The sequence below is a fragment of the Roseivirga sp. BDSF3-8 genome, assembly GCF_041449215.1.
GTDB lineage: Bacteria > Bacteroidota > Bacteroidia > Cytophagales > Cyclobacteriaceae > JBGNFV01.
The window spans coordinates 1,480,047-1,492,348 of sequence record NZ_JBGNFV010000001.1 but is presented as its reverse complement, the minus strand read 5'-3'; the positions used below and the strand labels follow the sequence as shown (position 1 = coordinate 1,492,348).

General features: G+C 46.4%; 9 protein-coding genes. 3 read left to right on the top strand and 6 right to left on the bottom strand.

The genetic code is table 11. From position 1 onward, the window contains the following. On the top strand, positions 1-1,434 hold the full coding sequence (locus AB9P05_RS05950; protein WP_371907895.1) for a TolC family protein: 1,434 nt from the start codon (positions 1-3) through the stop codon (positions 1,432-1,434). A 150-nt stretch (positions 1,435-1,584) separates the two neighbouring features. Here the strand turns inward: AB9P05_RS05950 and AB9P05_RS05945 are convergent, their stop codons facing one another. The 4 genes from AB9P05_RS05945 to rsfS form a co-directional block, all read right to left on the bottom strand. After that, on the bottom strand, positions 1,585-3,993 hold the full coding sequence (locus tag AB9P05_RS05945; protein ID WP_371907894.1) for a PAS domain S-box protein: 2,409 nt from the start codon (positions 3,991-3,993) through the stop codon (positions 1,585-1,587). Positions 3,994-4,213: 220 nt separating this feature from the next. After that, a complete protein-coding gene (locus tag AB9P05_RS05940) occupies positions 4,214-4,981 on the bottom strand; it encodes a UDP-2,3-diacylglucosamine diphosphatase (RefSeq protein ID WP_371907893.1) in 768 nt (255 codons plus the stop codon). Between the two features lie 132 nt (positions 4,982-5,113). Further along, positions 5,114-7,153, bottom strand: a complete 2,040-nt coding sequence (ftsH, locus tag AB9P05_RS05935) for an ATP-dependent zinc metalloprotease FtsH (RefSeq protein ID WP_371907892.1) — start codon at positions 7,151-7,153, stop codon at positions 5,114-5,116. A gap of 70 nt (positions 7,154-7,223) precedes the next feature. Further along, the gene (gene rsfS / locus AB9P05_RS05930; RefSeq protein ID WP_371907891.1) at positions 7,224-7,595 is read right to left on the bottom strand and encodes a ribosome silencing factor; all 372 of its coding nucleotides are present in this window, start codon (positions 7,593-7,595) and stop codon (positions 7,224-7,226) included. A 40-nt stretch (positions 7,596-7,635) separates the two neighbouring features. On the opposite strand from rsfS, the gene AB9P05_RS05925 reads away from it, so the two are divergent. Both AB9P05_RS05925 and ahcY read left to right on the top strand, forming a co-directional pair. After that, on the top strand, positions 7,636-8,403 hold the full coding sequence (locus AB9P05_RS05925; RefSeq protein WP_371907890.1) for a biotin--[acetyl-CoA-carboxylase] ligase: 768 nt from the start codon (positions 7,636-7,638) through the stop codon (positions 8,401-8,403). A gap of 87 nt (positions 8,404-8,490) precedes the next feature. Continuing rightward, positions 8,491-9,804, top strand: coding sequence for an adenosylhomocysteinase (gene ahcY / locus AB9P05_RS05920; RefSeq protein ID WP_371907889.1), 1,314 nt, complete (start codon positions 8,491-8,493; stop codon positions 9,802-9,804). Positions 9,805-10,130: 326 nt separating this feature from the next. Here ahcY and AB9P05_RS05915 read toward each other — a convergent pair whose 3' ends face one another. Together AB9P05_RS05915 and AB9P05_RS05910 are read right to left on the bottom strand one after the other, a co-directional pair. Beyond that, positions 10,131-11,354 (bottom strand): hypothetical protein, encoded by a 1,224-nt coding sequence (locus AB9P05_RS05915; RefSeq protein ID WP_371907888.1) that lies wholly within the window; start codon positions 11,352-11,354, stop codon positions 10,131-10,133. 5 nt (positions 11,355-11,359) lie between these two features. Further along, on the bottom strand, positions 11,360-12,292 hold the full coding sequence (locus AB9P05_RS05910) for an outer membrane beta-barrel protein (protein WP_371907887.1): 933 nt from the start codon (positions 12,290-12,292) through the stop codon (positions 11,360-11,362). Positions 12,293-12,302 lie beyond the last annotated feature (10 nt).

Below are 12,302 nucleotides of genomic sequence, written 5' to 3'. Positions count from 1 at the left end.
ATGAGGTCGCTATTCTTCTTCCTGATCATATACACAATGACAGTATCCGGCCTGAGGGCTCAGGCCCCCGCGGATACACTGGAGACACTCGCCTATGAGGAATACCTTCAGCGCGTACTCGCCTATCACCCTGTAGTGAGTCAGGCAGATCTGCTTACTGATCAGGCAGAAGCCAGGCTATTACAGGCAAGAGGTAACTTTGACCCCAAGGTAACCAGCGATTACCTGTTCAAGCAGTATCAGGGCACAGAGTATTACGATAACTGGTATAGTACCCTCAAGATACCCCTTTATGTGCCCGTAGATCTAAAAGTAGCCTATGAGCGAAATCAGGGAACCTATGTAAACCCTGAAAATAACGTACCGGACGAAGGTTTGTGGTCAGTGGGAGTTAGTGTATCCGTATTGCAGGGCCTCATTACCGATGAACGACGCACCACCCTCAGGCAAGCCCGACTGTATACCGAAATGGCACGGGCAGAACAGCAAAAAGCTGTTTCCAAAGCCCTGCTTAATGCGGCTAAAGATTACTGGAACTGGTACTATGCCTATAATCAATACATCCTGCTGATTGAGAATGAGGAACTCGCCGCCTTTCGCTTTGAAGCCGTTAGGCAGCAGGTCCTTAATGGCGATAAGGCTGCGATAGATTCCGTAGAAGCAAAAATAGCATTGCAAACCCGGAATATCAGTACCCGTCAGGCCGCAGTGGACCTGCTTAATGCTATACTTCAATTAAACCTCAACCTGTGGGGCGAAAGCCGTGAGCCCATATACCTCAGTCAGCAAGCGATCCCCCAGATTGTAGGACCCTCTGGCCTAGAAGCCGATATACTTAGCCAGCTACTGGAAAGCGCGATGGATAACCACCCTGAACTGGTCAAAGTCAGGCTCAAAGGGAGTGCGCTCGAACTGGATAAAAGACTTTACCGGAACCAGTTACTTCCCGAGGCCAACCTCGAGTATAACCTTCTTTCCAACTCAGACCATGAATTTGAGGGAGGAGAAGAACCCCTTTTCTTCAATAATTACAAATTAGGAGCCAGCGTATCGTGGCCTATCTTCATGCGTAAGAGCCGGGGCAAACTCGCCGAAACTCAAGTGAAGATAGACCAGAACATACTGGAAAGGTCATACACCAGCCGTGATGTAATTAATGAGATTACCATGGGATATAACAGCCTGCTCACCCTAGACGAGCTCATTCTGCTACAGGAAGAAGCCGTAGATAACTATGAAATAATGGTGAGAGGGGAAAATATTAAGTTTCAGAACGGTGAGAGTAGCCTTTTTCTCGTTAACAGCCGCGAAAATAAGCTCATCGAGGCCAGGTTAAAACTGTTAAAAATCAGGGCTGATAAAGAGAAAGCCCTGGCCGAACTATACGCGGCTACTGGCGACCCTTCCATTTGGCTCGATGAAAATGATGACTAAGCCTTAAATCCCGGCACCTCTCAGCCCGTCTTTACATTTTGATATTTCCCGGATTGTCCTATATTGCAGTTGTTGTTGCGGATTATAGTTTTTAGTCCAAATTATTTTGAGTTTTTGACCTTGGGTTCGATGGGAGCATCGAACCCTTTTTTATGAGAGTCTTTCAAAAGTCTTTTTAGGGTTAGGAGCCTCTTCATACTCCGCCTCCGGGTTCGTGACAGACAGGTCCGGTAAGTGCAGGAAGAACTCCGTGCCCTCGCCAAATCGACTGCTCACGCTGATTTCCCCGCCAACTTTACTGATGGCATTTTTCAGAATATAAAGCCCCAGGCCAGAACCTTCCGATAGCTCAGTGGCCCGGTAGAACATCTCAAATATGCGATCCAGATAAGGCTCTTCTATACCAATCCCGTTATCCGCCACCCGTATTTTGCATACATTATGCTCCGCCTTTATATCTATCTGAATAAACGGCTGCTCTTTCTTATCGTCATAATATTTGATGGAATTTGAGATCAGGTTATTAAAAATCACCTGGAGCCTCATAGGGTCAGAGGTAAAGTCAGGGCCTACTGAGATATTACGGATGAAAGTGATATCATCTGCAGGGTTCATGAACTGAAGGTTCCCGATTACTTCATCTATTAGTTTTTCAAAGTCAATGGCTTCGCGTTTGAGCTCCAGCCTGTCACTACGGCTAAACTGTGTGAGATCGTGGATAAACTGATCCAGCTTAAATACACTAGTCCGCATCAGATCCAGGTAAGTAAACACCTCATCCGGTGTACTGCTGGTGGCAATATTAATCAGGCCCAGTACAGAAAGCAGCGGCGCCCTCAGGTCATGACTGGCCTTATACACAAAGCTGTCCAGCTCAAAGTTAGCCTTCATTAGCTTCTTCTCCGTCGCCTTACGGTCAGTGATATTGTGCAGGTTCAATACGATACCCCCCACCACATCATCCTGCAGATAGTTAGTTACCACTGCATCAAAACATACCTCATTACCCTCCGCATCACACATGATGATATCCTTCAGCTCACAGTGATGACCGTAGTTCACAATCTCCCTTCGCAAGCCGTATTGCAGTGCCTCATGGTTTGCTTTATGGATGAAGTCAAATATATTCCTGTGCATCAGCTTGAAGCTCTTAACCTTCAGTATACGCTCCACTGATGAACTGATGTACTGAACGGTATATTTGTCATCCAGAATTACCACAATGTCAAACGACCGGTCGATTAGCGCCCGGAACTTGCTTTCACTACGTATAAGGGCCTGTTCTACCCGTTTGCGGTTCGTAATATCCCGGATAATAAACTGATAAAAGGCATTATTAATAACCTTGGCACTGATTTCTGCTGCGAAGACCGTACCATCATTCCGCATAAAGTATCGCTCAAACATGAGCTGCCCCTTGCGGCGCAGCATGTCAAGGTCCAGTACAGCCGGAGTAGGCTCCTCGGGGGCCAGTATATTTGGAAGGCGCTGACCTATAAGCTGTTCATAGCGCATTCCAAACAGCTCACATGCCCTTGTATTTGCTTCTATGATTATACCGTTCTCATTTGAGATATAAATACCGTCCGAGGCCTCCTCCATGAGCACCTTGTACTTTCGCTCATTTTCAAAAGCCATTCTCTCCGACCGTATACGGTCCGTTACATCGGTGATCCGTACATAAAAATGCTCTTTACCCGCCATTCGGATGATCTTCACCACCTGATGACCCCATCGGGTATGTCCCGTGCGGGTTAGGATCTCCCTGTCTTCCGAAAGCAGTCCTCGCTTTATCGCTTCACTTTTTAAGTCGCCTAAGTGTTCTGGGGAGAAAGTTGGTCCAAATAGGTCCGCAAGCGAATTAACACCCTCTTCCTCTTCCGTACGGAATAGCGTACGAGCCCGCTCGTTACTTAATAAGATTTTACCCGTAGTTACTTCTGCTACTATAAGTGCATCATGACTCTCTTTAAAGAGACTTTTTAGTAAGTCACGAGTGACTTCAAGGTGGTTTGTAGTATCAATTTGGCTATGCAAAAATTGATATATGAGGAAGATTATGCCGAATACGAAGAGAAATTTTGTAGCTGCTTCAGTGAATGTGACTTGACTTGTAAAACACGCTAATCCGGATAAAATCAGTACATAGGACAGATAGTAAAATAACTGTCGTTCAGACCCCAAAAACAAGCTTGTAATCAGTACGGTATTGCTCAAACCGATCAAAAGTGCAAAATCAAGCCCATTGAGGTAAAGTAATAGACATATGTGAGCACTTATGGCATAGAGACTCAGGTAGATAACCCTAAGCCTGACGTGCTCCTCCACCCGTTTGAACCAACTGAACCCTAAGCCTGCTAGTAGTATGAGCGAGCTGCCATACCGGGCAAAATCCGGGTTATTCAGGTCGGTGAATTCATAGCGCAGTCCTATATTAAAGATGACCCATACGAACAAGCCAAGGGCTAGTAAGACTCTGATTTGCTGAACCTTAATATCCCTCTTAGCAATAGGTGCTTGCCAGTTTGTATCTCCCTTCATGGTTTTCTTCCGATGCATAGGTAAAAGTAGCTCCTGCAACCGGACTATTTAAGGCATATAGAGAGGAAACCCTTTACGTGCCGGATATTTAGAGGATTACCCGAAGAGAGAAAAAATGCAATATTGTTTAAACAAACATTACTGCTATTTGCTGTGCATTATTCAATTAAAAAATAATTTATTCCTAAAATCAGGAGGCTAAATTGCTGTAAAAATGCAAGTTTGGAGAAGAGGTTTTTTACTCCTCAAAAGTGAGAAGACTGACGTCTCTGCCGTCAAAGGTGGCATAGGTGAATTGTGTCACCCACTCACCCAGGTTAATGTAACGCGAATGCCCGCTTACCTCAAGGTCCAGCGGCAGATGACGGTGGCCGAAAATATAATAATCATGGTGGGAAGTAGTCTCCTGTTCTTTACACCACGTATAAATCCACTCATCATCACCTTTGAATGTTTCTTCCCCTCCGCTGCTAAGCCGGCTCTGCTGTGACCAGGCCGTGGCTACACCTATGCCCAGATTAGGGTGTAACCTGGCGAAGGCCCACTGGCAAAAGCGGTTACGGAATATTCTTTTTAACACTTTATACATCCTGTCCCCGGGACCCAGGCCATCTCCATGCCCCACCAGCAGGCGTTTGTCATTGCTTAGTAATAATATGGGGTCTCTGTGTACCGGTATCCCAAATTCAGAGGTAAAGTATCCGAACATCCACATATCATGATTGCCCGTAAAGAACACCACCTTAATGCCCTTCTCCAGACACTCCAGTAGCTTAGCTTTAAAGCGGACGTACCCCTTAGGTATTACCGTACGATACTCAAACCAAAAATCGAATATGTCCCCTACCAGGTAGATAGCATACGCATCATGCATAATACTATCCAGCCAGCGTACAATCTTTTTTTCACGGATCAGGCTCTGTTCCTTATTCGGTGCTCCAAGGTGAAAATCTGATGCAAAGTATATTTTTTTCCCCATGGGGACATCATCGTGCTCTGTATACATCCGGCACTTTGTAGGTTTCCAATTCTGCTAAAACTGCAAAGGTAAAGCCTTTGCTCATATTCTTATGGTCAGGTCATAAAAAAGGACCGGGCAAAAATGCCCGGTCCCGTATTTTATTGCGTAAGAGAATGCTTAGTTGGTTGAAGAGGGGCTTTCCTCTTCCTTTTTCTCCTCTCCGTCTTCTTCCCTCTCTTCTACTTTCGTTGCATCGGGCACGCCACCCTCTTTGATATACTCACCGTTTGTATATGCCTGGTAAGTAGTTTGTTTTTCAAATGGGCGTTTACCTATCAGCCTTTCAAGGTCATTTTGGAAGATTATCTCTTTCTCCAATAATTCCTTGGCTATGATTTCCAGCTCACTTTTACGTTTAATGAGCAGGTCTTTGGCGGCATTGTAGGCCTTTTGCACAATAGCCCTTACCTCATCGTCAATTGTCTCCGCTGTTGCCTCAGAGTAAGGTTTCTGAAACTGATAGTCGCTTTGCTTACTATCATAGAAGCTTACGTTACCAATCTTATCATTCATGCCATATACGCTTACAATATTGTAAGCGAGCTTCGTAACACGCTCCAGGTCACTAAGGGCACCCGTTGAGATTTTACCGAAGATCAGCTCCTCAGCAGCACGGCCACCCATAGTCATGCACATTTCATCAAAGAGCTGCTCAGTCTGATAAAGGAACTGCTCTTTAGGCAAGTATTGAGCATATCCGAGTGCAGCCACTCCACGAGGGACGATACTCACTTTTACCAAGGGGTCTGCGTGCTCCAGGAACCATCCCGCTACCGCGTGACCCGCCTCATGGTACGCCACAATCTTTTTCTCTTCCGGGCTGATGATCTTGTTCTTCTTCTCAAGACCACCGATAACCCGGTCTATAGCATCCTGGAAGTCCTGCATGTCTACCTTTTCCTTATCCCGGCGGGCGGCAATAAGAGCGGCTTCGTTACACACGTTAGCTATTTCAGCACCGGCAAACCCGGGGGTTTGAGCAGCAAGCTTTTTATTGTCTACGTCCTCAGATATCTTAATAGGGGCAAGGTGTACCTTAAAGATGGCCTCACGTCCTACGATGTCCGGTTTGTCTATACTGATCTGGCGGTCGAAACGTCCGGGACGAAGCAAAGCTGAGTCAAGTACATCAGGACGGTTGGTGGCTGCCAGAATGATGACACCACTATCCGTACTAAATCCATCCATTTCTACCAACAGAGAGTTAAGCGTATTTTCCCGCTCATCATTGGAACCCGGCATACTACCACGTCCGCGGCTACGGCCAATGGCATCTATCTCATCTATAAAAATGATACAGGGTGCTTTATCCTTTGCCTGCTTAAACAGGTCACGTACTCGCGCAGCACCTACACCAACGAACATCTCTACAAAGTCAGAACCAGACAGGCTGAAAAAGGGAACACCTGCCTCACCGGCTACAGCTTTAGCAAGTAATGTCTTACCTGTACCGGGAGGGCCCACAAGTAATGCACCCTTTGGGATCTTACCACCAAGCTTAGTGAATTTGCCAGGGTTCTTCAGGAATTCAACTATTTCTTTGATTTCCTCTTTGGCTTCATCCAGTCCCGCTACATTATCGAAGGTGATCTTTACCTTATTCTCAGCATCAAATAGGGCAGCTTTGGACTTACTGATATTAAATATCTGGCCTCCGGGACCTCCTCCGCTGGCCATACGGCGCATAAGAAACCAGAAACCAAAGATGACAAGCAGTAAAAGGCCAAACTGGAATATGTCTGAGAACAGCTCCTGTTTGGTCTTTAGGTTGTATACAATGTCATTATCCAGCTCCTGATTAATCTCCTTAATGTTATCCACTACATTTTCAGCCGTAGCTATATTGGTAGTGAACTGAGGCTCATTATTGAGCGTAAGAGGGCTTTCGTTTCCTATCTCTCTTTCATATTTCTGGCGTGCTTCGCTGTTGAGAAATATCTCGAGATATTTTTGGTTAGTGATGATGTTTACACTTTCAATCTCGCCATTTCTCGCCATGGTCTCAAAGCGGCTGTACGAGATATCGGTAGGACTCCTGAAGCCCTGCATGACATATACCCCGACCACCAAAAAGGCCAGCGCCACTAACCCCCAAAGGGGATAGCTTGGCTTCTTCGGGTTTTTAGGCATCAGATTCCCTTTCTTTTTGTCACTCATTTTTATCTATTCTCTGTATAGAAATTGCGGTCTGCTACATGTACGTCCGTAACAGACCCGGTGTTGTCTTTCACGACTCTATTATTGTGGTTTTGGCATCGCCCCACAACTCTTCCAGTCCGTAGAATGATCGCTTATCGCCTTTAAAAATGTGCACAACGACATCTACATAATCCAACAAAATCCATTCCCTGTTTTGTTTCCCTTCCTTGTGCCAGGGATCCTGTTTGGCGTGCTTATAAACCTCTTCTGCCACTGCATCAGAAATAGCATCCACCTGTGTGTCTGAGGTGCCGGAACATACCACAAAATAGTTGGCAACAGCATTATTGACATGAGTCATATCCATTACCACTATGTCTTTGGCTTTCCGCTCCTGCATGCCCTTCACCACCAGTTCGGCAAGGTCTCCCGATTCCAAGGCACTTTTGTTTTCCTGCATGCTCTATATTTAAATTGGCATTAAAATTACGAAAAATATTTTGCACAAAATTCTTACCAAAACACTGTTTTTAGGTAAAAAGGTCATTTACCTGCCAAGTTGTCATTCAACCAATGATATTGCTCAAAATCTGGCAGCCGATACCAGGGTGATAGAAGGTACCCTGGTGGTGACGGGTAATCAGCTTAAAGGCCGGGGGCAGAGGGGCAATACCTGGGTATCTGAGCCTGATGCCAACCTGACCTTTTCGCTCATACTTACACCCCGCTTTCTTCCTGTAGCAAGGCAATTTTATCTAAATATATGTTTTTCGCTGGCAATCAGCGACCTGGTGCGTAATACTATTCCTTATTCAGAGGAAAAGGCAGTAGCGGTAAAGTGGCCTAATGACGTCTACATCAGTAACAACAAGACGGCGGGGATTTTGATAGAAAACTCACTCAAAAAAAGTAATCTGGAGCAGTCTATTGCCGGCGTGGGGTTAAATGTCAACCAAAAGGCCTTTGGCTTTAAAGGGCCTACTTCCCTTTACTTAGAGTCTGGTGAAATTTATGATCTGCCAGTACTGCTTGAAGAACTGGTCAGGTTAATTGAAAAGCGTTATCTTCAACTACGAAACGGAGAGTGGCACACACTGAAGGATGAATACCTTCAGAGACTTTACTGGAAAGATGAGCTCAGGCTCTTCCGCTCCGAACACCTTTTCGAAGGACGTATCAGAGGAGTCGATAATGAAGGGCATCTGCTGATTGAAACTGAAAGAGGCCTTCGCTCGTTCGGCATTAAGGACGTACAGTTTATAGAATAATAACCCACCTTGGGGTAAGTTATGCTTTGAAAACAGTACGGCTTATTTTAATTTTGTTGAGAAATACTCAAAAAAAACTTATCGAAGATGATCGATACACAAGTTAATTACAAGGTCAAAGATATCTCTCTGGCCGACTGGGGACGCAAGGAAATCAGGCTGGCAGAAGCTGAAATGCCTGGTTTGATGTCTGTTCGTGAGGAATATGGTTCCCAGCAACCTCTTAAGGGTGCCCGTATCGCTGGTTGTCTGCACATGACCATTCAGACGGCTGTTCTCATCGAAACGCTGGTTCACCTGGGGGCAGAAGTACGCTGGGCTTCATGTAATATTTTTTCGACTCAAGATCATGCTGCTGCTGCTATTGCTGCTGCAGGTATTCCTGTTTTTGCCTGGAAAGGACTGACTGAAGAGGAATATGACTGGTGTATCGAGCAGACTCTCTTCTTCGGTGAAGGTGAGGACCGCCAGCCACTTAATATGATCCTGGACGATGGTGGTGACCTCACTAACATAGTACTGGATAACTACCCTGACCTGGCAAAAGGTGTACGTGGTATCTCTGAAGAGACTACTACTGGCGTACTTCGCCTGTATGAGCGCATGAAGAAAGGCACACTTCCTATGCCTGCTATCAATGTAAACGACTCAGTAACCAAGTCTAAGTTTGATAACAAGTACGGTTGCCGTGAGTCTCTTGTAGATGCTATCCGTCGTGCCACTGATGTTATGCTTGCTGGTAAAGTAGCCGTAGTAGGTGGTTATGGAGATGTGGGTAAAGGTTCTGCACAGTCACTCCGTGGTGCCGGTGTTCGCGTGATCGTTACTGAGATTGATCCTATTTGCGCCCTTCAGGCAGCCATGGATGGTTTCGAAGTGAAGAAAATGAAAGACGCCGTACAGGAAGCCGACATTGTGGTGACTGCTACAGGTAACAAAGATATTATCACGGGTGAGCACTTCCAGCTCATGAAAGATAAGACCATAGTTTGTAACATAGGACACTTTGATAACGAGATCGATGTGGCCTGGCTGAACAAAAACTTTGGTGATAGCCGTGATACCATCAAGCCTCAGGTTGACCTTTACAATGTCAATGGTAATGATATCATTCTTTTGGCTTCTGGCCGTTTGGTAAACCTTGGTTGTGCTACAGGTCATCCTTCGTTTGTAATGTCTAATTCATTCACAAACCAAACCCTGGCTCAGATCGAACTGTGGACTGCTTCTGACAAGTATGAGAATGCTGTTTACACACTGCCTAAGCACCTTGATGAGAAAGTGGCCAGGCTTCACCTGGAGAAAATCGGGGTAGAGCTTGAGGAGCTTAGCACAGAGCAGGCCGAGTATATCGGTGTAGAAAAGGCTGGCCCTTACAAGCCCGAGTACTACCGCTACTAATAGCGCGTATAGGCTGAATATTATAGAGGCTGTCTCAAAAGGCAGCCTCTTTCTTTTTAGTCAAAATATAATTTTGAATTAGGGAAACTACCAGCGGGTTGTACCGGGCCGTCTTCGGTCCCGGGGTTGCCATTTAGGCGAAGTTGGTACCGGGTCGCGTCCGACTTCGCTATGCAGAGTGCCTGGAAGTAATTCTCCAAATATTGTGTGGCATCAAAAAAGGCCTTACTACTTTTGAGACAGCCCCTTTTTTGTAAAAGCCTCAGTGAAACACAAAAAAAAGAGGCCAGTATTTACCAGCCTCTCCCTTTATGCCGCAGAGAGAGTTACTGAGCAGAAACACCCGCGGCAATTTCCTTTAGATCATCTGGAGATAGTTTAAATAGGCAAAGCCTGGCAAACCTGCCTGCCACATACGTGCGGCCCTGCACAGCCAGTCCTCCGTCATCTGTAAACACCACTCCCCCCGCCTCAAAGCGGTTGCCACTTCCCAGGTAGCGCGTGCCTAGCAGCGTGCCCCCTTCATCATAGGCAAATAAGCTGATACGCCCGTTTCGGGTAGTCGAAGCATAGAGCACTATTTTTTGGTCATCCACTGAACCCTTTTTTATAAATACCTGAGCGTAAGGGCTAAGCTCAGGCAGGGCATTGCCCGGCAGGTCCCTTGCTGTAGCCGTGCCTCTCGTATCTACCGGAGCCGCGGGGGCATACACCATACTTCCGTCCTCACGGTAGCGGGCCAGGGCGAGTTTATTTTCGGCCATCGGCGCTATTTGCATAATGCCCGAGGCATAGCGTGTTCCATTCAGCACACCTATCTGGTCGCCGGTATTGGCATCTACGAATGTAAGTGAGAGAGTGAAATTGTTATAGCCGTTAAAATAGAAAACCCCGCTGGTCACAGTTCCGGTACGGAAAGGCACCACCGGCTGGGTCTGGCGTGTCAAATGAGCCATGATTCGAGCCTCCACATCCTCATAAATATCGTAACTACGACTCCATTGCACAGTAGAACCGTTGAGCCGGGTAAGCTTCATCGAGCTTTTGCTCTCCTGGTCCCAGTGCAGAAAAGCGTATCCACCACCTACCTGGGCTGCGGCAAGGGGATATACCATTTCAGGATAATACGCTACTGAAGTCAGAGAGGCCCCTCCGCTTACGTCCACACTGAGCAGATGAGTGCCCAATTGCAGCTTGTCCATAGCTACCAGTCTGAATAAAGTCCCGTTTGAGCCGTCCGGAAGCAGCTCCGATACGGGGTTTACATAATTATCCGCCAGGTGTTCCCATTCCACCAAACCTTCTTTGTCTGCTTTAAATAAGTATATGCCCTGAAAGTCAGAGTCCGCCAACGCCACAGAAGCTAGCATCAGATACCCACCGTCAGGTGTCTGGCGAATATCAATAGGTACGTAGTTACGTTCGAAGTCTCCCGTCTCGAATATTCTCGTTACCGGATCTGTGGGCTTTACCTCATTATCGCTGATCTCACAAGCCTGTAAGGCCAGAAACAAAGCAGAGGTAAGAATAAAAAGTAATGTCTTTTTCATGATCGTTAGGGTCTTCCGGGAACAAAGGAACCGGTATCCAGAAACTTGAGTGGAAAAGTCAGGTGAAATGATGCGTCCCAGCTTTGCAGTGTCATGTCATCCATTACATCCCCTACACCTGCCAGCCGGTCATCCGTAAAGCGGTTAGGCCGGTTTGTGATATTTTCTAACCCCTGCCGGTAGTTGACCTCAAGGCCTACGCGCATGTTACCCAGATCATAGCTAAAGCCACCGCCAGCTATCCAGCCGACGTTATCTCTGATAAACAGATGTTCTGCCCCAATACTTGGCGCGCTATTTTCCAGTATGTCCTGTCCTCCTGATACCACGTCACGGCTTTTTACCTCCATGCGTTTATCTGCCTTAACCAAGTGGCCATAATAAGCTCCTGCCTGGATATAAGGCCTTACTTTGCCCCGGTACAGATCATAACGGACCAATAAGGGAATCTCCAGGTAGCTGAGAGAGAGGTAGTGGGACTGCTCTATCCACACATCCAGGTTATTCTCATTTCGCCACAGGTATTCATTCTGATAGGCGGCATTGTAGCGCGAATAAGAAGGTTGAAGGCTCAGTGTAATACCTTTCCAGAAAGAAAAACTGCCGATCAGCCCGATAGTGGTGCCTGGTTGATCAAACAGGTAGCTATCGTAGTTTTTGGTGAAGTCCGTAAGCAGACCATCACTGCTGCCCGGTGTAGCAGTAAAAACAGAGTGCCGCTTACCTGGCACCATCTTAGAAGCCGTAAGGCCACCCTTGAATCCTATCCACCACTGTTGGTCAAAAAACGGACTCTTTTGCATCAGACGCTGGTTGGAGCTTACGGTTTTACGGCTGTTTTTCCTTGCTTGGCTATGAGAAACATGAGCACCCAGTAGGAAACAGATAAGCAGGGTAGTCAGAGATAGACTATATTTAATAGATAATTTAACTTTCATCGCCCTCATG